The organism is Williamsia sp. z34, assembly GCF_059553395.1.
The window spans coordinates 90347-114007 of sequence record NZ_JCANWW010000007.1; the positions used below are offsets into that span (position 1 = coordinate 90347).

At 66.1% G+C, this 23661-nt stretch carries 26 protein-coding genes; 12 read left to right on the top strand and 14 right to left on the bottom strand.

Annotation, left to right across the window (positions count from 1 at the left end):
* Positions 1-142 precede the first annotated feature (142 nt).
* Genes AC51GT_RS18125 through AC51GT_RS18135 form a run of 3 tightly spaced genes read right to left on the bottom strand, consistent with a single transcriptional unit; the run spans position 143 to position 2396 of the window.
* Entirely contained in the window at positions 143-1018 is an 876-nt protein-coding gene (locus AC51GT_RS18125) for a 5-oxoprolinase subunit C family protein (protein WP_496329669.1), read from the bottom strand.
* Positions 1015-1644 carry a 5-oxoprolinase subunit B family protein gene (locus AC51GT_RS18130; protein WP_496329670.1) on the bottom strand — a complete coding sequence of 210 codons (630 nt, stop codon included), beginning with the start codon at positions 1642-1644 and terminating at the stop codon, positions 1015-1017. Before AC51GT_RS18130 ends, AC51GT_RS18125 begins: the two co-directional genes overlap by 4 nt.
* Positions 1641-2396, bottom strand: coding sequence for a LamB/YcsF family protein (locus tag AC51GT_RS18135; RefSeq protein ID WP_496329671.1), 756 nt, complete (start codon positions 2394-2396; stop codon positions 1641-1643). Before AC51GT_RS18135 ends, AC51GT_RS18130 begins: the two co-directional genes overlap by 4 nt.
* 111 nt (positions 2397-2507) lie before the next feature.
* Between AC51GT_RS18135 and AC51GT_RS18140 the strand changes: the two genes are divergently transcribed.
* Positions 2508-3200: a GntR family transcriptional regulator gene (locus AC51GT_RS18140; RefSeq protein WP_496329672.1), complete on the top strand. Its 693-nt coding sequence runs from the start codon at positions 2508-2510 to the stop codon at positions 3198-3200.
* 9 nt (positions 3201-3209) lie between these two features.
* Here AC51GT_RS18140 and AC51GT_RS18145 read toward each other — a convergent pair whose 3' ends face one another.
* Positions 3210-4379 (bottom strand): sensor histidine kinase, encoded by a 1170-nt coding sequence (locus AC51GT_RS18145; RefSeq protein WP_496329673.1) that lies wholly within the window; start codon positions 4377-4379, stop codon positions 3210-3212.
* Positions 4380-4581: 202 nt separating this feature from the next.
* Here AC51GT_RS18145 and AC51GT_RS18150 point away from each other — a divergent pair, with 202 nt between their 5' ends.
* The 3 genes from AC51GT_RS18150 (at position 4582) to AC51GT_RS18160 (ending at position 7121) form a co-directional block, all read left to right on the top strand.
* A complete protein-coding gene (locus tag AC51GT_RS18150) occupies positions 4582-5247 on the top strand; it encodes a response regulator transcription factor (RefSeq protein WP_496329674.1) in 666 nt (221 codons plus the stop codon).
* Between the two features lie 63 nt (positions 5248-5310).
* Positions 5311-6291, top strand: coding sequence for an ABC transporter ATP-binding protein (locus AC51GT_RS18155; RefSeq protein ID WP_496329675.1), 981 nt, complete (start codon positions 5311-5313; stop codon positions 6289-6291).
* Positions 6292-6320: 29 nt separating this feature from the next.
* The gene (locus AC51GT_RS18160) at positions 6321-7121 is read left to right on the top strand and encodes an ABC transporter permease (RefSeq protein WP_496329676.1); all 801 of its coding nucleotides are present in this window, start codon (positions 6321-6323) and stop codon (positions 7119-7121) included.
* 16 nt (positions 7122-7137) lie between these two features.
* Here the strand turns inward: AC51GT_RS18160 and AC51GT_RS18165 are convergent, their stop codons facing one another.
* Positions 7138-7665 (bottom strand): DUF1697 domain-containing protein, encoded by a 528-nt coding sequence (locus AC51GT_RS18165; protein WP_496327050.1) that lies wholly within the window; start codon positions 7663-7665, stop codon positions 7138-7140.
* Positions 7666-7721: 56 nt separating this feature from the next.
* On the opposite strand from AC51GT_RS18165, the gene AC51GT_RS18170 reads away from it, so the two are divergent.
* Positions 7722-8141 (top strand): CoA-binding protein, encoded by a 420-nt coding sequence (locus AC51GT_RS18170; RefSeq protein WP_496327051.1) that lies wholly within the window; start codon positions 7722-7724, stop codon positions 8139-8141.
* Between the two features lie 40 nt (positions 8142-8181).
* Positions 8182-8928: an alpha/beta fold hydrolase gene (locus tag AC51GT_RS18175; RefSeq protein ID WP_496329677.1), complete on the top strand. Its 747-nt coding sequence runs from the start codon at positions 8182-8184 to the stop codon at positions 8926-8928.
* Between the two features lie 30 nt (positions 8929-8958).
* Here the strand turns inward: AC51GT_RS18175 and AC51GT_RS18180 are convergent, their stop codons facing one another.
* From AC51GT_RS18180 to AC51GT_RS18190, 3 genes are all read right to left on the bottom strand, one after another.
* Positions 8959-9987, bottom strand: coding sequence for a hypothetical protein (locus AC51GT_RS18180; protein ID WP_496329678.1), 1029 nt, complete (start codon positions 9985-9987; stop codon positions 8959-8961).
* A 67-nt stretch (positions 9988-10054) separates the two neighbouring features.
* Positions 10055-11269: a cation:proton antiporter gene (locus AC51GT_RS18185; protein ID WP_496329679.1), complete on the bottom strand. Its 1215-nt coding sequence runs from the start codon at positions 11267-11269 to the stop codon at positions 10055-10057.
* 1 nt (position 11270) lies between these two features.
* Positions 11271-11678, bottom strand: coding sequence for an acyl-CoA thioesterase (locus AC51GT_RS18190; protein ID WP_496329811.1), 408 nt, complete (start codon positions 11676-11678; stop codon positions 11271-11273).
* Positions 11679-11829: 151 nt separating this feature from the next.
* Between AC51GT_RS18190 and AC51GT_RS18195 the strand changes: the two genes are divergently transcribed.
* Complete coding sequence (locus tag AC51GT_RS18195; protein ID WP_496329680.1) at positions 11830-12936, top strand: alcohol dehydrogenase catalytic domain-containing protein; 1107 nt, start codon at positions 11830-11832, stop codon at positions 12934-12936.
* 7 nt (positions 12937-12943) lie between these two features.
* On the opposite strand, the gene AC51GT_RS18200 is transcribed toward AC51GT_RS18195, so the two are convergent.
* Complete coding sequence (locus AC51GT_RS18200; protein WP_496329681.1) at positions 12944-13573, bottom strand: NUDIX hydrolase; 630 nt, start codon at positions 13571-13573, stop codon at positions 12944-12946.
* Positions 13574-13644: 71 nt separating this feature from the next.
* On the opposite strand from AC51GT_RS18200, the gene AC51GT_RS18205 reads away from it, so the two are divergent.
* From AC51GT_RS18205 to AC51GT_RS18215, 3 genes are all read left to right on the top strand, one after another.
* Entirely contained in the window at positions 13645-14589 is a 945-nt protein-coding gene (locus tag AC51GT_RS18205; RefSeq protein ID WP_496329682.1) for an ADP-ribosylglycohydrolase family protein, read from the top strand.
* Positions 14586-15095 carry an O-acetyl-ADP-ribose deacetylase gene (locus AC51GT_RS18210; RefSeq protein ID WP_496329683.1) on the top strand — a complete coding sequence of 170 codons (510 nt, stop codon included), beginning with the start codon at positions 14586-14588 and terminating at the stop codon, positions 15093-15095. Before AC51GT_RS18205 ends, AC51GT_RS18210 begins: the two co-directional genes overlap by 4 nt.
* A 115-nt stretch (positions 15096-15210) precedes the next feature.
* Positions 15211-16113, top strand: coding sequence for an oxygenase MpaB family protein (locus tag AC51GT_RS18215; RefSeq protein ID WP_496329684.1), 903 nt, complete (start codon positions 15211-15213; stop codon positions 16111-16113).
* A 78-nt stretch (positions 16114-16191) separates the two neighbouring features.
* Here the strand turns inward: AC51GT_RS18215 and AC51GT_RS18220 are convergent, their stop codons facing one another.
* From AC51GT_RS18220 to AC51GT_RS18240, 5 genes are all read right to left on the bottom strand, one after another.
* Positions 16192-17157, bottom strand: a complete 966-nt coding sequence (locus tag AC51GT_RS18220) for an aldo/keto reductase (RefSeq protein WP_496329685.1) — start codon at positions 17155-17157, stop codon at positions 16192-16194.
* A gap of 22 nt (positions 17158-17179) precedes the next feature.
* On the bottom strand, positions 17180-17794 hold the full coding sequence (locus AC51GT_RS18225) for a TetR/AcrR family transcriptional regulator (RefSeq protein ID WP_496329686.1): 615 nt from the start codon (positions 17792-17794) through the stop codon (positions 17180-17182).
* 136 nt (positions 17795-17930) lie between these two features.
* Positions 17931-19145 (bottom strand): CynX/NimT family MFS transporter, encoded by a 1215-nt coding sequence (locus tag AC51GT_RS18230; protein WP_496327062.1) that lies wholly within the window; start codon positions 19143-19145, stop codon positions 17931-17933.
* Positions 19142-19819, bottom strand: coding sequence for a FadR/GntR family transcriptional regulator (locus tag AC51GT_RS18235; protein WP_496329687.1), 678 nt, complete (start codon positions 19817-19819; stop codon positions 19142-19144). Before AC51GT_RS18235 ends, AC51GT_RS18230 begins: the two co-directional genes overlap by 4 nt.
* A gap of 114 nt (positions 19820-19933) precedes the next feature.
* On the bottom strand, positions 19934-21403 hold the full coding sequence (locus AC51GT_RS18240; protein ID WP_496329688.1) for a PucR family transcriptional regulator: 1470 nt from the start codon (positions 21401-21403) through the stop codon (positions 19934-19936).
* A gap of 33 nt (positions 21404-21436) precedes the next feature.
* Between AC51GT_RS18240 and AC51GT_RS18245 the strand changes: the two genes are divergently transcribed.
* Both AC51GT_RS18245 and AC51GT_RS18250 read left to right on the top strand, forming a co-directional pair.
* A complete protein-coding gene (locus AC51GT_RS18245; RefSeq protein WP_496329689.1) occupies positions 21437-22432 on the top strand; it encodes an isopenicillin N synthase family dioxygenase in 996 nt (331 codons plus the stop codon).
* 189 nt (positions 22433-22621) lie between these two features.
* Complete coding sequence (locus AC51GT_RS18250) at positions 22622-23617, top strand: isopenicillin N synthase family dioxygenase (protein ID WP_496329690.1); 996 nt, start codon at positions 22622-22624, stop codon at positions 23615-23617.
* Positions 23618-23661: the final 44 nt, after the last annotated feature.

The window sequence follows — 23661 nt, forward strand, 5'->3', positions numbered from 1 at the left end:
CCTCCGTATTACGCAGTTGCTTCTTTCTGGTGATCAGGTGTGTCCAGCCTACCGGTGGTCCGGGGACGAGATAGGTGCTGTCCCGGGAGTCGGTGATGACCATGTGCCCGGGGGCATGACCGATCGCCAGGGCAGTGGCCCTTTATCTGGCCCACCGCAATTTGATGTGCTGGCCGGGCCGGATCTGTGCGGCGAGGTCGACGTCGTCATCGACAACAACGCCGACCACGGGATATCCGCCGGTGACGGGATGGTCTGCCAGAAAGATCACCGGCTCGCCGCTCGGTGGCACCTGGATGGCGCCGCGCACGATGCCCTCACTCGGTAGCTGTCGTCCGGGATCGCGGTGGGCGAGCCGGGAGGCGTTGCCGCTCAACCGCATTCCGACCCGGTCGCTGCGGTCGGATGCCTGCCAGCGGGTGTGCACCAGGTCGTCGGCATCGTCGACCCAGTTGTCTCGCGGTCCGCGATGCACGCGGAGTTCGACCTCGTCGGTGGTCGGGGTGGGCACCGCGGCGATGTCGATCTCGGCCAGATCGCCCGGTCGCGGCCCGACTTCGAGGACATCGCCGACCGCCAGTGGGGCGGGCCCGAGTCCGGACAGCGTGTCGGTACTGCACGACCCCAGCGTGGCGGGCACGTCGAAGCCGCCACGTGCGGCGACGTAGGCGCGCAGTCCGGCGCGGGCCATGCCGAGGGTGACCACGTCACCGGCCAGGAGCCGAAAGTGTGCGTTCATCCCGACCGGCCGCGCACCGGATCCCTTGTCCACCAGCACATCCAGATCTGCGCCGGTGACCGCCAGCCAGGCCCCCTGCTGTGCGCGCAGGGACAGGCCACCGAGGGTCACCTCGACTGCGGCAGCTCCGTCGTCATTGCCCAGGAGTCGATTGCCCAGCGCGTGGGCACGTCGGTCGGCCGCACCCGATCTGCCGACCCCCAGTGCCGCGAACCCGGGGCGTCCCCGGTCCTGCACGGTGCTCAGCGGGCCGGTGGCCAGAACCTCGAATGCCGTCATCGCCGGGCCTCGCGGAACTGCACGAGGGCACCAGGCCGCAGGAGCGCCGGCGGGTTGCGCGTCGCGTCCCACATGGACAGATCCGTACGACCGAGCAGTTGCCAGCCGCCGGGTGAGGTGCGTGGATAGATGCCGCTGAACTCGCCGGCAAGTCCGACCGCACCTGCCGGAACCCTGGTCCGTGCCTCGTCGCGGCGGGGCACCCCGAGCCGGGCATCCCCGCCGATCAGGTAGGCGAAGCCGGGCGCGAACCCGCCGAAGGCCACCTTCCATGGTCGTCCGGTGTGTGCTGCGATGACCTCGGTGGTGGTCAGCCCGGTGAGCCGGCCGACCTCTTCGAGATCTTCCCCGTCGTAGGTCACCGGTACTTCGACGACGAGGGCGCCTGCGGTGGTGTGCGAGGTCGGGGTGTCGGCGGACTCAGGGGCAATCGAACCCACGGCGGTGCGAAGTGCGGGCAACCGGGTGGGGGAGTCGGTGACGAGCAGAACCGTCCGGGCGCCGGGGATGATGTCAACGATCCCGGGCAATTCTGCCTTGGTGAGGGCGAAGGTCCAGGCGATGGCCGCGTCGGTGGTGTCCACCTCGATCATCAGTGATCGATCGCCGTAGGCGAGTAGGTTCATGTGAACGCTTTCACCTCGACACCCTCGGCTGCGAGCAGGTCGCGGACCGCCACTGCCATCTGCGCTGCAGCCGGTGAATCTCCGTGTACACAAATCGAATCCACGTCGATGGCGACATCTGTCCCGTCGACGGATTCGACCACCGACTCGGTCACCATCCGCAACACCCGGGCGGCGACGACGGCAGGATCGTCGAGCATCGCCCCGGGCTCGCCGCGCGGCACCAGGGTTCCGGCCGCGGTGTACCCGCGGTCGGCAAATGCCTCCCGCACCACGCGCAGGCCGCGTTCCTCGCCGAGGGTGAGGAGCCGCGAACCGGGAAGACCGAGCAGGGCCAGCTCGGGATCGAGTGCTGCGATCGCATCGACCAGTGCCAGTGCGTGTTCTTCATGGTGGACGGCGGTGTTGTACAGCGCACCATGGGGTTTGACATAGGTGACGCGTCCACCGACTGCCGCGGCCAGCGCTTGCAGGCCACCGATCTGGTAGACGATGTCGTCGGTCAGTTCGGTGCGGGTGGCGTCGACGAACCGCCGACCGAAACCGGCGAGGTCGCGGTAGGCCACCTGCGCCCCGATCCGGACACCTCGATCGACCGACCAGCCCGCGGTGCGGGCGATCGTGCTCGGGTCACCGGCGTGGAAGCCGCAGGCGATGTTGGCGCTGGTGACCACATCGAGCATGGCCTCGTCGTCGCCGAGGTCCCAGCGACCGAACGATTCACCGATGTCGCTGTTGAGGTCGATGGTCATCACAGGTCTCCAAACGTCGTCAATGCCTCGTAACCGAGGTTCCAGGATGTTTCCGCAACGAGAAGGATTGTTCAACAATCCTGTAATCCTACGTTCTCGTAGACTCCTGATGTGGAGAACGAGTCTGGACTGGACGACGTGCTCGACGTGTTGGTCGCGGCCCGCGGGGACGTGGTCCGCACGTCGTCCGCCGAGCGGGCCGCAGCGATCTTGCGTACCCAGGTCGACGAAGGGCGGCTGCGATCGGGTAACCGACTACCGGAAGAGTCGATCGCTCGCGCGCTCGGTATCTCGCGCAACACGCTGCGGGAAGCGCTCGGCCGGCTGGTTTCCGAACGCATCCTCGAGCGGGTACCCAATCGGGGTGTTCTCATCCGGACGCCCGGCGCCGATGACGTGCGAGATGTCTACCGTGCGCGTCGGGTGATCGAGTCGGGGGCGATCCGGGTCGGTCGCGGAGCCCAGCCCTACCTGGACGCGATGATTGCCGCAGTGGCGGAGGGGCGGGCCGCGATCGCGGCGGGCGATGGCGACGCGGTGGCCTCGGCGAATCAGCATTTCCATCGTGCGGTGGTGGCTCAGGCCCGCAGCAATCGCCTCGACGTGGAGATGAACCTGCTGCTGGCAGAGATGCGGCTGGTGTTCTTCCGGAGCGCATCGGCGCGTGGCTTCCACACGCGGTATGTCGAACGAAACGCCGAGATCGTGGACCTGATGGCCGCCGGGGACATCGAGGAGTCGGCCGCGGCGATGGACCGCTACCTGTTCGACGCCGAAACGCATCTGCTGACGCAGTTCGACTGAACTGGTGGGTCAGTCGCCCGAAGTGGTGTCCCAGCGGGCGACAACACGGTAGCCGCGGCCCCGGGCCCCGACTCCCACGTCGAGTGTCCCGCGACCGGATTCGACCCGTTCGCGCATCCCGGTGATGCCCAGGCCGGTACCAGGTTGCGGTGCAACAGGTTTCGGACCGCCCGGCCGACCGCCGTCGTCGGACACGCTCACCACCAGTCGATGCGGCGGATCGGCGGCCACCGAGACCTCCACGATCGGTGCTACCCCCGCGTGGCGACGCACGTTGCTGAGGGATTCCTGGACAACGCGATACGCCGCCACCCCCATCGCCGACGGCACCGAAGCGGTGTCGCCTTCGCTGTCGAAGTTCACGATCAAGCCGTCCGCACGGGCGCGCTCGATGAGACCGGGGATCTGACCGAGTGTCGGCGCCGGCGTCAGGGGAGCTGCCTGGTCACGGTCCCGCAGGGCTTCGAGCATGGTGCCGAGCTCGTCGAGGACCTCGCTACTGGCCGCTCGGATGGCCTCGAGGGCAGGTTTCGCCTGCTGCGGGTGCCGGTCGAGAAGATGTGCCGCGACACCGGCCTGCACATTGATGGTGGCCAGCGCGTGGGCGACCGAATCATGCAGGTCGCGTGCGATGTTCAGGCGTTCATCGGTCATCGCCTGCCGACGACGCAACTCGTCGCGTTCACGCTGGGCCGCAGCGCGTTCGGTGCGCGCCGAGAGCGCGATACCCGCCAGGGCCAGCGTGAAAGCCCACGCCGGGCCGGCGATTCCGATGGTCCCGAGTGCTCCGGCGCCGATCCACCTCCCGGCGATCACCGCAGCCGACATCACCGCGGCACCCACCAGTGCCACCGTGCGGGAGGCGCGATACCCACCCAGTGCCATCGACAGTGGTCCCACCAAAAGTGCTGGGCCACCGGGATATCCGCGGGCGAGATAACCGAAGACCACGGCCGCGGCGACACCGATCATCACCTGTGGGTGGCGGCCGGACAGAGTCAACGACAGGGCACCGACGATCCCGAGCGTGATCGCGAGACCGTCGATGGACCGGCCGTCCGGACCGGTGTGCCCGAGGGAGCTGCCGAGGACGACCAGGATGACCACCACCATCGCAAGTGCCAGGTCGGGTCCGCGCACGCCGAGTTCGCGCACTCTGTTCGACCATCTGACGTCCACCTGGCCGATCGTAGGGTCGATCGGTGCCTGCGCGCGTCGGTTTGCCGTTGAGATCGCGCCCGGCGACTGATGTTCAGGGTGCGAACGTACGGCAGGTGTGGAGATTGGCCGGAAGGCGGTCGCCGCGCGCGGCGGCGGTGGTTACGCTCGGGAAAAGCAACGAGGACTCGTCGAACAAGGTGGCGGGCGGAACCGGGGTTTCATGATTCGGGTGGTACTGGCTGACGACCAGCTCTTGGTACGGACCGGGTTTCGCGCGCTGCTCGACGCCGAGGGCGACATCGAGGTGGTCGGGGAGGCCGCTGACGGAGATGAAGCAGTCGCGGTGTGCGTCGACCTGCGGCCGGACGTCATCATCATGGATATCCGGATGCCCGGCTGCGATGGATTGGAGGCAACCCGGCAGATCGTTGCTCGCGACGATCTGGCTGCGGTGAAGGTGCTGATCCTGACCACCTTCGAACTCGACGAGTATGTCTTCGGGGCGCTGCGAGCCGGAGCCAGCGGGTTTCTCGTGAAACACACCCAGCCCGCCGAACTGATCCAGGCCGTGCACGTCATCGCGGCCGGCCAGGCGCTGTTGTCACCGGGTGTGACACGGCGACTGATCACCGAGTTCGCCCAGGAACCCGCCACGGCCCCGGCACCGGTGGCGCCGGATGCCGTCGTCGAGTTGCTCACCACGCGCGAACTCGAGGTGGTCCGGTTGGTGGCGGCCGGGTTGTCGAACGACGAGATCGCCGCCCGATGGTTCGTCAGCAATGCGACGGTGCGCACCCACGTGAGCCGGGCGATGACCAAACTCCAGGCCCGTGACCGGGCACAGCTGGTGGTGTTCGCCTACCGGCACGGGCTGGTCCACATCTGACGTAGTGCCGATGTCGACATCAGGCTGACGACTTCGGGCTCCGGCCACGGCATCGTTGCCCGCATGGAAACGAACACGACAATCCACGATCGGACATCGGGGATCGAGTCGGCGAATCAGGATGCGGACGTGGCAGTTTCGGTGCAGGGTCTGACGAAGAGATATCGGAATCGAACCGTCGTCGACAACGTGTCCTTCACGGTGCCGGTTGGTTCGGTCACGGGTCTGATCGGTCCGAACGGAGCCGGAAAAACCACCGTGATGGCGATGTTGCTCGGTCTCGTCAAACCGAGCGGTGGTGACGGAACCGTTCTCGATGCGCCGATTCATCAACGTGCGCAATATCTTCCGCGAGTCGGTGCGCTCATCGAGTCGCCGGCATTTCACCCGGCCGTCTCTGCTCGGGACAACCTGAGATCGCTGGCGGTCTTATCCGGTCAGGCCACCGGCGGTGTCGACGGGCTACTGGACCTGGTTGGTCTCGGGGACCGGGGCAAGGACCGCTTCGGCAGTTATTCGCTCGGGATGAAGCAGCGACTCGGAATTGCAGCTGCCCTGCTCGGTGACCCCGAACTGGTGATACTCGACGAGCCGACCAACGGCCTGGATCCCCAGGGCATGCAAGAGGTTCGGGACCTCATCGGGCGCATCGCCGCGCAGGGACGCACCGTCATCGTGTCATCGCATCTGCTCGCCGAACTCGAACAGGTCTGTGACTGGTTGGTGGTCCTGGACCACGGCGGACTCGTCCACGCCGGAACACCGCAATCGCTGGGAGCCACGGCCGATGCCCTGGTCCTGGCACCCGCGGACGAATCACGGCTCGCCGATCTGGGGGCCATCGCACAGGCGACGGGGCTCGAGATCAGGCTGGACGGGATCAGCGTGGTCATCGCCCTCACCGACGACGACGATGCCCGGCGATTGGCCGCGGAGATCAACGCCCGGGCCCATGCAGCCGGGATCGTCCTTGCCGAATTACACCATCGCCGTGCCGATCTCGAGGCCCGCTATCTCAAATTGATCCACACGTCCCCGATCTGACATCTGGAGAATTTCTGGAAAGGCATGTGATGAATTTGCTGAATTCTTTTCGGTCCGAATGGATCTTGCTGAACCGGCCACGTCTGTGGGCGGGCCTGGGAATCACCACCGTGGTGTTCAGTGTGCTGGCCACCTGGCTGCTGATAGAAGCCGCGCAGCCTGTTGGCCGCGGAGGCGACGGACCTCAGGTGTCTCTCGAAGCGCTCGTCGGGTCCGGTGGCGCCACCGCTGCGATCATCGCGTCGATGAGCGTCGCCACGGTGCTCGTGGTCGCAGCATTTGCGGCCGCGATGGGAAATGAGATCAGCCGGGGTACGTTGCGGGCCGCGCTGACCCGCCAACCGAGCCGGTTGTCGCTGGTCACCGGAAAGCTCGCGGCACGAATCAGCCTGGCCGCAGTGCTGATGGCCGTGGCACTGACCGTCGGAGCGCTGACCGCGGCGGTGGCGGCACCGTCGGTGGACGTCGACACCGCCGGCTGGTTCGGGGCAGATGCGCTCGGCAGTGGGCTCACAGACTACGGCCGGCTGTTGGTGTTCGTGGCGATGTACGCCCTGATCGGGACTACAGTTGCGGTACTGGTGAAGTCGACGCCCATCGCGCTGGGAATCTGCCTGCTGTGGTTCGGACCCGTCGAAAACGTCCTTGCGGAAAACCGTGACTGGGCGGAGCGCTGGTTCCCGGGGTTGGTCATGCGGTCGCTGGTGCAGCCGGAGCGGCCAGGTGCGTTGTCGCAGGCGCAGACCCTGACGACGCTGGCGATCTATGCCGTGGTCTGCATGGGCGTGATCGGTTTGACGATGTCACGCCGGGACGTCACCGCAGGGTAGGTTTCCTCGCGGCCGGCTACTCGCGGGCGAGGGCGATCAGCTTCTCGATGGTGCGCAGATTCCGTCCGGTGCCCTGGACTCCCAATCCTTTGGCGATGACCGGCGCGGTGAGTTTGGACGTCCCGGCGCCCGCCTCGTAGCGGATGTGGAGGTTGTCGCCGATGACCTCGAACACGTCATTTCCGAAATCGCGGCGGTGGAACGTTGCGACCGCAGTTGGTTCCGGGGTTGCGGTGAGGCAGTAGACGTACGAGTATTTCGGCTCGACGACATCGAACGGGTGCTCGGCCGACGCGGCGGCGAGATCGTCCGCCGACCTGCTGATGACCTCGCGAAAGTAGCCGTAGCGCTTGGTGATCGCCTCCTCGAGTGCGCGGTCGAAGGCGGCGGGATCGTCGGGCGGTGTGCACAGCAGGTTTCCGGAGGCGATGTACGTCGAGATGTCGGTGGCGCCCAGGTCGGCCGCCATCTCTCGGAGCTCGGCCATCGGCAGCTTGGCGCCACCGACGTTCACCGCGCGAATGAGAACCACTCGTTGTGCCATACCGTCGATTGAACACCCCGGAGGCCGAGCCGGGGCGGACCTCTACGATCGTAGGCATGGCTGATACAGACGACTTGGTCGAGCAAATCCTTTCCACCTACAAGACCATCACCGTTGTTGGTGCCAGTGCGTCCCCGGAAAAGCCCGCGCACAAAGTCCCGGTGAGTATGCAGAAGCACGGATGGCGCATCATCCCGGTGAATCCCAAGGCGGATGAGCTGTTCGGTGAGAAGGTCTACCGGACCTTGGCCGATATTCCCGAACAGGTGGGTCTGGTCGATGTGTTCCGCCCGTCGGAGGACGCGCCGGAGATCGCCCGCCAAGCGGTGGCAGCCGGCGCCACGGCACTGTGGCTGCAACTGGGGATCGTGTCGGCGGAGGCTCGAGAGATCGCCGAGAAGGCCGGCCTGCTCTACGTCGAAAACCGCTGCCTGATCATCGAGCGCCGCCGGGTGGGCCTGGACGCACCGCAGTAGCCCGGATGTGTCCGGTGTCCGGGTGACTACCCTGTCAGCGGTGAACACTTTGACCCGCACCGACGGACCCGGGGCGGTTCGGCTGGCCGTTCGAACGTCCGGTCCGCTGACCGGCAAACCGGTGTTGCTGGTCCACGGCATGGGCGGCGATCATCAGACCTGGCGAGCGCTGGCCCGGGAGTTGCGCGCCGGGGGCCGGACGGTCATCACCTATGACCAGCGCGGGCACGGTCGCAGTTCGCGGTCGCCGTCGTATCTGCTGAACGACTTCCGTGATGATCTGAGCTTTGTCCTCGACGGTCTCGGCGTCGACGAGATCGACGTGGTCGGGCATTCCCTGGGCGGTCAGACCGCGATCAGGCTCGCCGCGCTCGATCCGGCGCGGATCGGGAAACTGGTGCTCGAAGAGATCCCGCCGATGCCGCGTGATCAGGCCGACGTCGACGAACACATCGTGCCGTTCAGTGGCGTCGCCGACCGGCTACGTGGGCTGTGGTCGATGGTGCGCTATCCGAGTCCGGTGCTGCGGTTCGATCACCGGATGTCGGACATCGTGGCCCGCCAGTTCGAGGCCGTCGACGCCGACTGGTGGGAGTCGTTGTCACAGCTGACGTTTCCGACCCTGGTGGTCTCGGGTGGCCGACGCAGTTTCTTGCCGCCGCGCCATCTGCTCAGTCTGTCGGAAGCTCTGCCGGACGGGCATTTCGGTCAGATCGAGGCCGGTCACAGTGTCCACCGGGACCGGACCGGTGAGTTCAACCGGCTGGTGACCGACTTCCTGCGTTGACGGATCTGTGTTGGTTGTTCATCGCGTCGATCAGGAATAGCGCACGATGCGCGACAGCTTCTTGGCGTCGGTGAGCATACTGTCGATGATCGCGCCGGAGACCGCATCGAACTCCTCGGCGGCCCGATGGAGACGCTCGGATCCGAGTTCGTCTTCGGCCGCGACGAGGTACTCGTCGGAATCGTCCTCGGTGCCGATCCTGATCACCCATTCGAGTTTGGCGAGTTGGCGATCGACCTGTTCGATGCCCGCGCGGTAGCGGGCGAACGCGCGCAGCCGCTGGACCAGAAGGCCGAGCCGCTCGTCGTGCACCTGGGCCCGGCCGACGTGGATCGCGACGATGTCGGGATCGTCCCCGAGGTCGCCGTCCGGAAGTGGTCCGAGTTTGTCGACGGAATCGCGGAGCCGTGCGCAGCTGCGGCTGATCTCGGCGACCTCGGCGTCGAGGTCGACCCGAATCATCTTGTCGTCGAAGATGTCGTGGCGCCAGGAAGCACTCTGCTCGATGGCGGTTGCGGTCGAACAGGCGAAGTAGGCCAGTTTGCCGATCGGGTGTGCGCGCATCTCGTCGATCGTCGTCTGGTCGTCATGGGACAGATGCGATTGGCGCAGCTGTCGCCGCAGCGTGCGCGGATAGTGGCCCTCGTCGCTGCGGACGGCCCAGTCGTCGACCTGGCCCGCGTTGCGATCCAGCAGGTCGGTGAGGTCGATGCGCCCGGGGTCGCCGCGCCAGGTGTCCACCGCGATGAACGCGAACCGGATGCTGGTCGCCTCACCGGGCCGCGGCCCACCGAGATGATTGATCCAGTAAGGCGTGTTGGTCGTTTTCGCCAGACCGGTCAGCCCGACCTCGGGTACCGGCCCGCGCTGCGGGCCGGGATCGTCGGACTCCGGCTGCGATCCAGGCCGTGTCCCGACGCCGGTGTCGGCGCGGGGAAGTGCTGCTCTCCGGAATACTGCCGACCAGTCGATCGACCTGATCCACTCGGTGCCGACGAAGGCGAGCGCGGTCGTGGCGAAGAGCACCACAAAGCCGACGATCGCTGAGACGTACACCATCTTCCCCATTATCCCGATCGCGGAGACCGCGTGCCGAGAGTCGGCGCGACCGGACGGGATCGGGTGGTCAGCTGGTGGGTTGGTCGGCGTCGGTCTTGCCGGCGCGCGAACCGAGCATCGTCGCGGCCAGCGGAAGCAGCAGGACCGTGAGCGCGCCCGCCGTCACCAGGACCGATGCGTTGCCCTCCGACATGTGTCCGGCGGAGACCGCAACACCGGTGACCGCGACGATGATCGGCAATCCGGTCGCCGAGTACAGCGCTATCTGGACTCGCTCGCCGGTGGTAAACGGGGGCTCGTCGCCCGAGTTGCCGCGATCCCATCGGGTGGAGATGAACACCGGGAGACCGCGAACGATCAGGATCATCAGGATGAATGCGATGAGGAGTCCGGGTTTGCCCGCCACGGCGGAGACGTCGATCGCCATCCCCGAGGTGATGAAGAAGATCGGGATCAGTAGTCCGAACGCGAGACCGTCGAGCTTGTGTTCGAAGATCTCGTCGCCGTCGGGAAGGATGCGTCGCAGGATGAATCCGGCGGCGAACGCGCCGAGGATGGTGTCCAGGTCGAACGCGTAGGCCAGGGCCATCAGCCCGACGAGCAGCAACATGGTGATCCGCACGGTGGTCTGCGCGGTGGTCTGCGAACCCGCTGAGACCAGGGTCATCAGCCAGCGTTGGCGCTGAAGAAGTTTTTCGGTCAGGAGCCAGACCGACACCGCGGCAATTGCGAAGACGGCGAGCACGATTGCCGATTTCAACGATCCGCGGGCGCCCAGCAGTACTGCCATGGCGATCACCGGACCGAGTTCGCCGAATGCGCCGTGGTTCAGGACCGTCTGGCCCAGTCTCTGGTTCAACATCCCGGTGTCGCGCAGGATGGGCAGCAACGTGCCCAGAGCGGTCGAACACATGGCAATCGCCACCGCGCTTTCCGCAGTGACCAGGGTGGTCATGCCGATGCCGAACGTGACCGCGAAGGCCAGGGCCAGACAGCAGATCCACGTGTACAGCGCCCGGCGTCCTTCCTTGCCGACGACCTCCGAGGTCTTGATCTCGTAGCCGGCGAGCAGGAAGAGCAAGCCGAGGCCGAGTTCGCGGAGCAGGTCGATCGCCGACCCGTCGGTGGCGAAATCGAGTACGTGGGGCCCGAGGAGGATGCCGCCCACCAGCAGGATGACAACCTCGGGGATGCGCTTCCCGGGGATGAGACCGGCGATCAGCGGGGCCAGCACCGCGATGAGCAGAATCCAGAACAGCGACGTGGCCACGGTCGCGGTCACATCAGCTCCCGGTCCGGCCGATGGTCAACGTCTGCACCGCGGTGCGGATCCCGGCGGGGATGGCCACCGGTAAACGATCGTCCCGGTCGACGTACACGTGCACGAATCGGCCGGTGGCAGCGGGTTTGAGGCTGCCGTCGGCCTGCTCGGAGAAGATGGCCAGCGCGTAGACGACGCTGCGGTTGCCGAGTCGCTCGATCGAGATGCCGACCTGGAGCAGCTCCGGAAAGGTGAGCTCGCTCAGGAACTTGCACGATGTCTCGGCGACGATCCCGATCGCGGGCAGCTGCCGAATGTCGGTGCCGGTGGCCGACATCAACCACGCGTTCACCGCGGTGTCGAAGTACGAGTAGTACGTGACGTTGTTGACATGGCCGTAGTGGTCGTTGTCGTCCCAGCGGGTCGGCATCGGCCAGAGCACGGGATAGTCCTCGGGTACCGGGGTTCCGGGTGCGCTCACTGTTCAGCCTCTCTCGCGGCGAATGCCTCATCAGAGACTACGAGGTGCATAGTGGTGGGGTGCAGATGGTTCGGGGTTTTCGGAACGAGAAGGCGATGACGTGCTGATCCGGGGAGCGGTGCTCGAAGAGATCGGTCGACCACGGCCGTATGCGGAATCGACCCCCATCGTCATCCGCGAGCTCGACCTGGACCCACCGGGTCCGACCGAGCTGCTCGTGCAGATCGAGGCGGCCGGTGTCTGCCACTCGGATCTGAGTGTGGTGGACGGTAATCGCGTCCGACCCGTGCCGATGCTCCTCGGTCATGAAGCCGCGGGCATCGTCCGTCAGGTCGGCACCGACGTCACCGATTTTGCGATCGGCCAAAGGGTCGTGATGTCTTTTCTTCCTCGCTGCGAGGACTGTGCGGGTTGCGCGGCCGACGGCCGATTGCCCTGCGGGCCGGGCAGTGCGGCGAACAATGCCGGTGAACTGCTCGGCGGCGGACGGCGGGTCAGCGACCACGGCCGGCCGGTGCACCATCATCTCGGGGTGTCCGGCTTTGCCGACCACGCTGTCGTGGACGCGGCGTCGGCAGTCGTTGTCGGAAACGATGTTCCACCCGATGTCGCGGCTGTGCTGGGTTGCGCGGTCCTGACGGGCGGTGGTGCGGTCCTCAATGCCGCCGATCCGGCCGAAGGTGATTCGATCATGATCGTCGGACTCGGCGGGGTCGGGATGGCGGCACTGATCACCGCTGTTGCGCAACGCGTTTCGCGGATCATCGCCGTGGACATGTTGGACGAGAAATTGGAGTACGCCCGCAGGCTGGGCGCGCACGAATCGTATACGCCGCAAGCGGTCGCGGAGTCGGGGATCAAGGCGACGTACGTCATCGAATGTGCCGGCAGCGCGCGGGCCTTCGAAACCGCGTTCACCGCAACGGCACCCGGCGGTACCACGGTGACCGTCGGTCTGCCCGCGCCCGACGCCAGGTCGCGTATTTCGCCACTGACTCTCACAGCCGAGGCACGCACGGTGGTAGGGAGCTATCTGGGCTCGGCCGTTCCACGCCGGGACATCCCCAGGTATGCGCAGATGTGGCGCGACGGACTGCTGCCGGTGGAAGCGCTGATCTCTTCCCGGATCACCTTGTCGGACATCAACTCCGCGATGGATCAACTGGCCGACGGCAAGGCCATCCGGCAGGTCATCCTCTTCGATTGACGTGGCCTCACCGTCGTCGGAACAGTTCGGCAGGCCGGCCGGTCTCTGCCGACGAGCGCTGTCCGGTGCCCTCGAGTTGGCTGATGAACCGGCGGCGGAAGGTGTCCTTGGGGAAGGTCTCGGAGAAGATCGTCTCGTACAGTCGCCGTAGCTCCAGCAGGGTGAACTGATCGGGCAGCAGGTGGTCGGGGTCGGGTCGCGGCGAATAGCGTTGTCGCAGATCGACCACCGCGCGGGTGACCATCTCGCCGTGGTCGAAGGCCAACGGTTCGTCGGCCACACCGTCGGTGACCGTGACCAGCGCGGCGGTGGCCGGCAGCCGGTCGTGGGCGATGGCCGCGCTGTGCGCCATCGACAGAACCCATCCCCGGTCGTCACGGGACGGGGCGTCGTACATCCCGAGCTGGTGAAACGCGAGGTCGGTGATGCCGGCCTTGGTCTGCAGGGCCCGCGCGGCGGCATCCCGGAGCGTCTCGCCGGGGTGGAGGAAGGTGCCGGGCAGTGACAATCCGCGTTCGGAGTCCACGGTCACCACGCAGAGTTGGTCGTGCCGCACGGTCAGAACCGCCACATCAACCGCCACCGAAGGCCGTGGGTAGTCGTCCAGGGTCTTACCCTCCGAATCTCGCCACACCATGTCTTGCACATTAGCGCATCTGTGCGCTAATCTTTAGCTCAATGTTGAGCTAAGCAGAGGGCGAGGATCTGATGACGCGGATCGAACAACACCTGACCGAAGCGCAGAGGGATCGTGCCGCCGGCGTCCTCCCGGGGACCGCCGCCGGTGACGCCCTCGGTGCCGGCTACGAGTTCACCTATCCGACAGCGGATACACCGATATTCATGAAGGGCGGCGGGACATTCGACTGGGCGCCGGGGGAGTGGACGGACGACACGTCCATGGCGCTCTGCGTCGCCGAGGGGCTCGCGTTCGGGCACGCCGACCTCGACGCCATCGCTGCCGGATTCATGCGCTGGTATCGGTCGAATCCCCCAGACATCGGCAACCAGACGCGTACCGTCCTCTCGGCGCGTGCCACCGACGCTGCGGAGATGGCCGCGGCGGCCGCGAAGCTGTCCGGGCGCACCGGTGGCAACGGATCGCTGATGCGGACCGCGCCGGTGGCACTGGCTTTCCTCGATGACCTCGAGGCCTGCGTCGAAGCCGCCGGTGCCATCAGTGACCTCACGCATTGTGATGTCCGGGCCCGGGAGGCGTGTCAGATGTGGAGTGCCGGCATCCGCGACGCCGTCCTCACCGGCTCGGTCGGTGGCGTCCGCACGTTCTTGGACACCGCCCCGACATCGACCAGGGACTACTGGTCGCCCCTGCTAGACCTGGCCGAAACCGGCTCGCCCGCAGACTTTCCCAACAATGGCTGGGTCGTCCACGCCCTGCAGACGGCCTGGTGGGCGATCAATGCGGCCGATGGCGACCTGCCGCAGACCCTCGAACTATGTGTCCGGGCCGGTGATGACACCGACACCACCGCCGCGATCGCGGGCGGATTGGTCGGTGCCTGTGGTGGTATCTCCTCGATCCCCGCCGAATGGCTGGACCTGCTGCACGGGTACCCCGGGGCCAGGGCCGCGGATCTGCGCGCACTCACCGACCGGATCATCAAGACGAACTCCCAGGAGGCAACACAATGACCGTCATCGACGTCACCCAGGGTGACATCACGAAAACCCGCGCGGACGCCATCGTCAACGCCGCGAACTCCTCGCTGCTCGGCGGTGGGGGTGTGGATGGCGCCATCCACCGCGCCGGTGGACCCGGGATTCTCGAGGAGTGCCGGTTCCTGCGCTCGACCACGCTGCCGAATGGTCTCGACGTCGCAGCCGTGGTGGCAACCGGTGCGGGGAACCTGCCCGCGCGGTGGGTGATCCACACCGTCGGGCCGCGGTATTCCGGGCATGAAGACCGATCGGCGCAATTGCGAAGTTGCTACCAGCGCAGCCTGCTGCTGGCCCGGTCGTTGGGGGTGTCGTCGATCGCGTTCCCGTTGATTTCGGGCGGGGCCTACGGATGGCCCGTCGCCGATGCGGTGGCCCAGCAGGTCCAAGCGGTGAAGACGGCCGATGTCAGCGTCGACATCGTCACGCTCGTCGCGTTCTCCCGGGAGATCGCCGAGCTCACCAGGCGGCTCGTCGGCTGAAGGTGAGGGGGTTGACCGATCGCCCGCTCAGGTCCGGTACGGTCGGGTGTGCGTTGCGTCACACGCGCGAAGTTTGAGGTGACCGGTGTCGGACGGTCAGAGAAGGGGAGCCCACATGAAGCGATATGCAGTGCGCAAGAAGACCGATGAACTCGATCCCGAGCGGGATTTCGAGCAGATCAACCGGCTCTTGGCGACGGTCGAGTTTCCCTGGGATATCAACCAGTCTCTGAGCTTTGCGCTGTTCCGCACCTACGCCGTGCCGTCGGTCGGTCAGTTGTTGTTCGACACCGGAGAGTTCACCGAACGGGTCCAGAAGCGTTACGACGACACCACGCTGCTGCTCGATGCGGTGCTCGAACACGGCTTCGACAGTGTGGAGGGGCGCAACGGAATTCGTCGGGTGAACCAGATGCACGGCAATTACGACATCTCCAACGACGACATGCGGTACGTCTTGGCGACTTTCGTGGTGACGCCGGTGCGGTGGATCGAACAGTATGGCTGGCGCCGGCTGACCCACAACGAGGTGGTCGGTGCGACCAACTACTACCGCCGCCTGGGAACGTTGATGGGAATCAAGGACGTTCCCGCCAACTACACCGAGTTCGCCCGGTTCCTCGACGAGTACGAGGCCACCCACTTCGCGTACAACGAGGGTGCCCGCAAGGTCGCTGATTCGACCCTGGATCTGATGACCACCTTCCCGCCGAATGACAGGGCGCCGAAGTGGTTGATCAACATCTTCGCCCGCTCGTTGATGGACGATCCGCTGCTCGACGCGTTCGGCTACCGGCATCCACCGCGTCCGGTCCGGGCGATCTCTCGGGCGGCGCTGAAAGCGCGCGGCCGTCTGGTGCGGTTCTTCCCGGTTCGCAAACAGCCGATCCACGCCCGCGACCTGCCCAACATCCGGTCGTATCCGGGTGGCTACCAGCTCACCGACCTGGGTACGTTCCCGCGCGGATGCCCGGTGGCACACAGTGATCCGGCCGAGGCGGTGTCGGCCGGTCAGTGACCCTCAAAGCTGTCGAATACCGGGCTGCCGAGGGCTATCAGCCCTCGGTGCCCGGTTATTTGACAGTTTTCAGGGACGTCAGACGAAGCCGGCGACCCGATGGGGCTGGTATGGCTCCTCGAGGTAGTCGACCTCGGACTCGTCGAGAGTCAGATCCAATGCGCTCACCGCGTCGATGAGATGTGTGGGCCTGGTGACTCCCACGATCGGTGAGGTGGTGCGATCGGCCACCCAGGACAAGGCGACGGCGGCGGGGGCAACACCGCGGGTGGCGGCGATCTCCAGTACGCGTTCCACGATCACCTTGTCGTCCTCGGAATACAGGGATGCGCCGAATTCGTCGGTGGCGGTGCGGGCGGTTCGTTCGTCCCACGGCCGGGTCAGACGACCTCTGGCCAATGGGCTCCACGGAATCACGCCGATGCCCTCATCGGCGCAGAGGGGCAACATCTCTCGCTCTTCCTCGCGGTAGATGAGGTTGTAGTGGTCTTGCATGGAGATGAACCGAGTCCATCCGCCGCGTTCGGCGGTGTGCAGTGCTTTCGCGAATTGCCAGGCGTACATCGAGGACGCGCCGATGTAGCGGACCTTGCCGGACTTCACCAGATCGTGCAGTGCTTCCATGGTCTCTTCGATCGGGGTCTGGTAGTCCCAGCGGTGAATCTGGTAGAGGTCGATGTAGTCGGTTCCCAGGCGGCGCAGGCTGTTGTCGACCTCGGCGAGAATTGCCTTGCGGGACAACCCGGCTCCGTAGGGTCCGGGGCGCATTCGGTTGAAGACCTTGGTCGCGACCACCACGTCTTCCCGTGATGCGAAGTCGGCCAGGGCCCTGCCGAGAATCTCCTCGCTGCTGCCGAGGGAGTACATGTTTGCGGTGTCGAACGTGGTGATCCCGGCCTCGAGGGCTGCCCTGATGATGCCGCGGCTCGCGTCTTCGTCGAGCGTCCAGGCGTGCGTGCCCTGGCCGGACGCTCCAAAACTCATGCAGCCCAATGTCAGAGCCGAGACCGTGAGGCCGGAATTGCCGAGGTTCATGTACTCCATCAGGCCATTGTCCTGGATCGGGTCAGGGAACGCTGAGAAGTCCGTGCAATGCCACTCGGGCAAACCCTTCGGCCTGCGCTGCGTCGAACGGTGCCGACCCGGTGATCAGGCGCAATGCCATGGGGCCGAACAGGACGTCTGAAACCAATTGGATGTCGGTGCCGGGATGCACTTCTCCACGTTCGACTGCGCGCTCCCACAGCCTGGCGGTCAGCGCTCTCCGGCCGTCGAGGTAGTACCGCTTGAAGTAGTCCGCTCCGGCCTCGTCGTCGACGCAGGCGGCCAGGAGCTGGGTGAACACCTTGCCCCTGGGGGTGGCGTAGAACATGCTGACGTTGCGTACATGCTCGGTGAGATCGTCGACGATGTTGCCCGTGTCCGGTGTGGGCAGGGCATCGCGGACCGAGAGGCTGAACGCCTCGGCGGCCACCGCGATCCGGCTGGGCCAATGCTTGTAGATCGTGGCCTTGCTGACCGTCGACCGTTCGGAGATCGCGTCGATGGTGGCGGCGTGAAGGCCGCCCTCGGCGAGCAATTCCTGGGTTGCGGCCAGCACATCGTTGTGGCATTTGATGCTGCGGGCGCTGGTCAGGGCCGTAGACCCGGTGGGGGTGCCCACTTCAGTACTACTCGACATCTTTCCCTGCTCCTTAAGGATCCAAAACTGAACTGAACTCGTAGTTCACCACGTGGATGCTCATTTTGTATACCAGAAATAGGGCGATGTGGTGCAGTTCTCAGAGGTGGCGGGCCCTTTTTGGAGGCTGCGCGCGCTAGCGGGTCATCTTGGAATCTTTGGCGGCCACAAGTGCTGATCCGCTGAGGGGGATCAGTGCCAGTGCCAGCACCGCCATCGACAGCGTCCAGGAACCGGTGATGTCGTGCAGTGCGCCGATCGCCAGCGGGCCGACGGCGGCCAGGCAGTAGCCGACCGATTGGGCCATCCCGGAGACCTGGCTGGTCTGTACGGTGCTCGAACTCCGCAGCACCATGAACAGCAGGACCAGGCTGATGGCGGCGCCGGGGCCGCTCGCGATGAGCATCACCCAGAGAATGGTGAGCTCATCGGTGGTCACCAGACCGATGAATCCGATGGCGCAGACGGCGCAGAACGCCAGTGTCAGCACCCGCTGGTCACGGAATCGGACGGCGATGATCGGCGCGACGAGCGCCATCAGCAGGGCGGCCGTCTGGGCCAGGGCCAGCATGCCGCCGGCGGCGGCCTTGGAGGTCCCCCGGTCCATCAGGTACTCGGGCAGCCACGCGGTGAAGGTGTAGAAGATCAGTGATTGGGACGCCATGAAAACGGTTATGGCCCAGGCGATCTTGTTGCGCCACAGGGACGCGGGCAGGGGTGTGGTGCTGATCCGGTGGATGCGGGACAGCTGCGGGATCCACAACACCAGGCCGAGTGCGGCCAGGAGCGCCCAGCTGCCCAGCGCAACCCGCCAGTTCTCGTCGACGGCGGTGTAGATCGGCACCGTCAGGCCCGCCGCCAGCGCCGCGCCGCCGGACAGCGTCATCGAATACAGGCCGGTCATCAGGCCCGAGCGATGGGAGAAATCACGTTTGATCAGCGCCGGGAGTACGACGTTGCAGATGCCGATGGCAACACCGGCCAGCGCGGATCCGACGAACAGCGCGAACATGTTGGGGACCATGCGCGCCACGATGGCGACGCAGAGCAGGGCCATGGCCGCGAAGATCGTGCGCTCGATGCCGAACCGCGCGGCGATCCGCGGTGCGATCGGCGCTACCAGGCCGAAGCAGAGCACGGGCAAGGTGGTGAGCAGTCCGGCCGCGGCGCTACCGAAGCCCTCCGACACCTTGATGTCGTCGATGAGTGGTCCGACGGCGACCACTGCCGGCCGTAGATTTGCCGAGACCACCATGATGCCCAGTGCCGTAAAGATCGCCGCGGTTCGCCGCGTCGAGCCGGCCTTGGGGGTTCGGTCCGAGCCGAGTGTCGTTGAGGGTGTGGATGTCATGACAGCACTTCGATCGATCGGTTGAGGTAGTGCTCGACGGCGGCGAGGGCGGCATTCGCGTCGCCCTTGCTGATCGCCTCGACCACCTCTGCGTGTCCGGTGGGGTGGGGATGGGCGTCGACGTCGGCGGCGATCAGCGTCGCGTGTGTCCTTCCCATGACCTCGGCCAGCCCGGCATACAACTCAGAGAGCAGTGAATTGCCCGCAGCGGCAACCAAAGCGGTGTGGAACGCGATGTCGGCGTCGATGTACCGCTGTAAGTGGTTGTCCTCGAAGGCCGTCCGCATCTCGACGAGGAGGCCGCGGAGCGTCTGTACCTGATCGTCGGTGCGATTGTGCGCGGCCGACTGTACGGCCTCCCGTTCGAGTGCGCGGCGCACCTGCAACAACTCGAGGACCTCGCTGCTCGACACACAGCGGCCGATCGCGGCGGCCAGCAGATTTCGGCTGCGGACGTACGTTCCGTCGCCGCGCCGGGGCTCGAGGAATCCGGCGTGCTCCAAGGCGCGAACGGCTTCCCGGATGGTGTTGCGTCCGACGCCGAGTTGCTCCACCAGTTCGGGTTCGGCAGGGATGCGCGACCCGACCGGCCAATCGCCGGTGCGGATGAGTTCCTGCATGCGCTCGACCACGACCTCACTGGTGCGGCGGGGACGCTCGATCTGCGTGGACATGGAAAGAACCTAACATCCCATGTTTCCCGCACTCCGATGATGTGGGGTTATGGCGGCGTCCACCTGGGGAAATGGTCGCCAAAAGGGCACATCATCGGGGTGCGGAAGCGGGCGTCAGTCGCCTTCGACGTTGCTGTCGAGGGAAAACATCGACAGGGCGGTGAAGATCGTGAGCCGGCGGTCGGGTTCATTCATGAACGGACCGGTGATCGCCTCGATCCGGGCGATCCGGCTGCGCAACGTGTTCGGATGCACGAACAGTTCGCGGGCTGATTCGGCGATGTTGCAATCGGTGGCCCGCAGGACCCGCAGGATGCGGCGCTGGTCGAGGCCATCCGGTGTCTCGTCGGCGACCGAGCCCAGGGTCTCGCCGACAAACTGCCGCCGGGCGTGCTCGGGGAGTTGATAGAGCACGCCGAGGACCCCGAGATCGCGGTAACCCGTGACGCGATTGATCGCACCGATGCGACGGCCGACGGCCACCGCCCGGACCGCCTGCCGGAACGCCCCGGGGTAACTGCGCGCGTTGTCCACCGGTTCGCCGGCCCCGATCGCCAGCGGAACCTGCACCCCGCGGTACAGGGCCCGGGACAACGCATCGAAATCTGTTGTCGCCTTGATCATCACGACCAGCACGCCCTCGTTGACGATGGTGATCGCGTCGGCGTCGAACCGGGTGGCCACCGGCGCCAGAGCGGACTTCAGGTCGTGCAGGCCGCTCATGTCCACCGCGACACCGAAGGGCTCGATGGCCAGACAGACCACCGGATGTCGGGGGAACAGGGCAAGGCGGCGGCCTTTGCGGAGTCCGGCTTCACGCAGGACCAGGTCCTCACCGAGGATGTTCTTCAGATTGCGGGCGATTTCGATGGCGGCGTCATCGGATTCGGAGTTCCGCAGCTTGATGTGCAGGCGGACGACGGGCAACAGGGCTTCCAGCATCGCGGTCTCGCCGCGGGTGAGGGCGGTGTCCCTGGTGATCTCCAGCGCCGGGTTGTGCCCGGGTATGCCCGCCAGTGGGAACACGGCGACCGGCGCCGCCGGACGGGGCAGCCCGGTGGACGACTCGCTCAGGCGGACCGTGGCGTGCAGTCGCACCCCGATCTCGGCGAGTAGGCCGTCGAGGTTGTCGGCCTGATGTAAGATCTGCAGCAGGTCGGATGCGGCCACCACCTCGTCGTTGATCGGCGCAGGCGGCTGGGGCACCAGCAGCCGTTGCAGGTGCGATGCCACGTCGATGCCGTTGTCGGGCACCGTGTTCCAGAGCAGACACACCTGCGCCCGGTCGGCCAGCGTGACCGCCCGCCTGGGGGGATTGACCTGCCGGGCCGGGTTCACCAGGATCGCGGCCGGCTTCCTCGCCACCAGCGGTTCGAGGACGGCCGGAAGGTCGGGGAGCGGATCACTCGGCCGCGCCGGTTTCCAATCGACAATGACCAGCACGCCGTCGAGCGAGATCAGTTCGCGGGCGGCCTCCGCGTCGACCACCGACGTCACCACGGCTTCCCATCGAGACGGTGGCGTCGCGATCTGGACGCCGGTCGCGACCGCCAATTCGGCGACCGTGGCCATCGGGCTCGACACGACTTTCCTCCTCCGTGGGCCAGGAACCTGGCTGTGAGGCAGAGTAGTCGGGTGCTCTCCATTCCGTCCGTCGACCTTTCCGAGGCTGCCCGTGGTTCCCGGTCGCGGGCCCGTCAGATCGAACTGCTGGACACGGCTTGTGCGCGCAGTGGTCACGCCTACCTGGTCGGCCACCAGATCCCGACGGCGCTGCTCTCCGACATGTACTCGGTGACCCGTCAGTTCTTCTTGCAGCCCGAGCTGGTGAAGGGGGCCGTGGCGCAACCGGCTCCGGATCAGGTGCGCGGCTGGTCGGGTTCGGGATCGGAGGGCATGACGTATTCCATCGGCGAGGAATCGCACGGCGACCTCAAGGAGAAAATGGATATCGGGGCCGTTGACGCCCCGGTGGTGGGTGAACCGGGGGCCGGACCGATGGCGTACCCGAACCTGTGGCCGACGGCGCCGGCAGGGTTCCGGCCGGTCTGGGAGCAGTACTACCGGCACATGCAGCGGGTCAGCGGCGAACTGATGTCGATGGCCGCGGAGGCTTTCGGCTTGTCGCCCGATCATTTCGTCCCCCGGTTCGACACCGAGCTGAGCATGCTGCGGGCCCTGTACTACCCGGCTCAGGCCGAACCCCCGCTGCCGCATCAGTCGCGGGCCGGGATCCACACCGACTACGGTGCGTTCACGGTCCTGTCCGGCGAATCGACACCGGGCGGCCTGGAGGTCCTCGGCCCGCACGGTGAGTGGCTCGAGGTGTCCACGACGCCGGCCACGCTGGTGGTCCTGGTGGGTGACCTGCTGGCGGAATGGACGGACGATCATTGGCCCGCCACGCTCAACCGGACGGCCAACCCGCCGCGGTCGGTGGCGCTGGACAGCGCCCGGCTGGAGTTCGCGTTCTATCAGCATCCCAACGCCGACGTCGCGGTGTCGCCGCTGCGGGGCGGTGATCAGCAGTTCACCGACGCGTTGATCGCCGGCCGTCATCTCACCGACAAGTACACGAGGCAGACGACCTTCGGCCGACGCACCCGTCGGTGACCCGGGCGCCGAAGGTTTGTTACCGGAACGATCACGCGTGAGTCGGTTGCGTAATCGAGTGTTACGCAGATGTTTCCCTTGACCGCAGGTGACATCGACCCTGCGGATCTGTGAGCACCCGGAGCTCTTGTTGGTCGTCCCCACCGCGCCCCAGACTTGAGAGGAGACGACGACAGGGAGCGAGAACACATGTCTGTGGTGCCGGTGATCGACATTTCTGCGCTGTACGGCGACGACAACGAGGCGAAGTCGGCGGTGGCCGCCGAACTCGACCGCGCCTGCCGCGAGATCGGGTTCTTCCAGATCAAGAACCATGGGATCGCGCCGGACATCATCGACGCGATGTACCAGAGCGCCGACACCTTCTTCGGTCTGCCCGAGGACGAGAAGCGTCGGGTCGCGCAACCCAGCCCGGATACGGTCCGCGGGTACTCATCGATCGGTGAGCAGGCGTTCTCGTACAGCGAGGACGTCCATCAGCCGCGGGATCTGCACGAGAAGTTCGACGTCGGACCCGTCGACTTCGACAGCTCCGATCCGTACTTCTCGAAAGAGAACGCCGGACCCCACTTTCTACCCAACCAGTGGCCCGAGAAACCCGCGGACATGGAGCAGGCCTGGACCACCTACTTCCGCGCGATGAATGAACTCTCGCGCAAGCTCATGAGTGCCTTCGCGCTCGGACTCGGCCTGAACCCCGACTTCTTCGTCGACACCATCGACAAGGACATCTCGATGCTCCGCGCCATCAACTACCCACACCTGACCACACCCCCGCAGCCGGGCCAGATGCGGGCCGGCGCGCACTCCGACTACGGCAGCCTGACCATCGTCCGGCAGGAGGAGGCGCCCGGCGGGCTGGAGGTCTTCACCAAGGACGGCGACTGGATCCCGGTGCCGGTGGTGCCCGACGCACTGGTGGTCAACATCGGAGACCTGATGGCGCAGTGGACCAATGATCTGTGGACCTCCACCCGGCACCGGGTCCGGACCCCGCATCCCGACGCCGAGGGCAACACCCGCCGGATGTCGCTGGTGTTCTTCCACCAGCCCAACTACGACGCCATGATCGAATGCCTGCCCACCTGTGTCGCCGAGGGTGAGCAGCCGCGATACGCACCGATCAGCTCCGGTGATCACCTCACCGCGAAGTTCGCCAAAACGATTGTGCTGAGCCCGTCCTGATGTCCGCCGGTGCGGTTGGGCCGTTCGAGATCGAGCTCCGCCGG

What these genes read in the sequence shown, in the direction of transcription:
- AC51GT_RS18125 (WP_496329669.1), bottom strand. Translation starts at nt 1,018, where the DNA reads ATGACGGCATTCGAGGTTCTGGCCACCGGCCCGCTGAGCACCGTGCAG.
- AC51GT_RS18130 (WP_496329670.1), bottom strand. Translation starts at nt 1,644, where the DNA reads ATGAACCTACTCGCCTACGGCGATCGATCACTGATGATCGAGGTGGAC.
- AC51GT_RS18135 (WP_496329671.1), bottom strand. Translation starts at nt 2,396, where the DNA reads ATGACCATCGACCTCAACAGCGACATCGGTGAATCGTTCGGTCGCTGG.
- AC51GT_RS18150 (WP_496329674.1), top strand. Translation starts at nt 4,582, where the DNA reads ATGATTCGGGTGGTACTGGCTGACGACCAGCTCTTGGTACGGACCGGG.
- AC51GT_RS18155 (WP_496329675.1), top strand. Translation starts at nt 5,311, where the DNA reads ATGGAAACGAACACGACAATCCACGATCGGACATCGGGGATCGAGTCG.
- AC51GT_RS18160 (WP_496329676.1), top strand. Translation starts at nt 6,321, where the DNA reads ATGAATTTGCTGAATTCTTTTCGGTCCGAATGGATCTTGCTGAACCGG.
- AC51GT_RS18165 (WP_496327050.1), bottom strand. Translation starts at nt 7,665, where the DNA reads ATGGCACAACGAGTGGTTCTCATTCGCGCGGTGAACGTCGGTGGCGCC.
- AC51GT_RS18170 (WP_496327051.1), top strand. Translation starts at nt 7,722, where the DNA reads ATGGCTGATACAGACGACTTGGTCGAGCAAATCCTTTCCACCTACAAG.
- AC51GT_RS18180 (WP_496329678.1), bottom strand. Translation starts at nt 9,987, where the DNA reads ATGGTGTACGTCTCAGCGATCGTCGGCTTTGTGGTGCTCTTCGCCACG.
- AC51GT_RS18190 (WP_496329811.1), bottom strand. Translation starts at nt 11,678, where the DNA reads ATGCCGACCCGCTGGGACGACAACGACCACTACGGCCATGTCAACAAC.
- AC51GT_RS18200 (WP_496329681.1), bottom strand. Translation starts at nt 13,573, where the DNA reads ATGGTGTGGCGAGATTCGGAGGGTAAGACCCTGGACGACTACCCACGG.
- AC51GT_RS18205 (WP_496329682.1), top strand. Translation starts at nt 13,645, where the DNA reads ATGACGCGGATCGAACAACACCTGACCGAAGCGCAGAGGGATCGTGCC.
- AC51GT_RS18210 (WP_496329683.1), top strand. Translation starts at nt 14,586, where the DNA reads ATGACCGTCATCGACGTCACCCAGGGTGACATCACGAAAACCCGCGCG.
- AC51GT_RS18215 (WP_496329684.1), top strand. Translation starts at nt 15,211, where the DNA reads ATGAAGCGATATGCAGTGCGCAAGAAGACCGATGAACTCGATCCCGAG.
- AC51GT_RS18220 (WP_496329685.1), bottom strand. Translation starts at nt 17,157, where the DNA reads ATGGAGTACATGAACCTCGGCAATTCCGGCCTCACGGTCTCGGCTCTG.
- AC51GT_RS18225 (WP_496329686.1), bottom strand. Translation starts at nt 17,794, where the DNA reads ATGTCGAGTAGTACTGAAGTGGGCACCCCCACCGGGTCTACGGCCCTG.
- AC51GT_RS18230 (WP_496327062.1), bottom strand. Translation starts at nt 19,145, where the DNA reads ATGACATCCACACCCTCAACGACACTCGGCTCGGACCGAACCCCCAAG.
- AC51GT_RS18235 (WP_496329687.1), bottom strand. Translation starts at nt 19,819, where the DNA reads ATGTCCACGCAGATCGAGCGTCCCCGCCGCACCAGTGAGGTCGTGGTC.
- AC51GT_RS18250 (WP_496329690.1), top strand. Translation starts at nt 22,622, where the DNA reads ATGTCTGTGGTGCCGGTGATCGACATTTCTGCGCTGTACGGCGACGAC.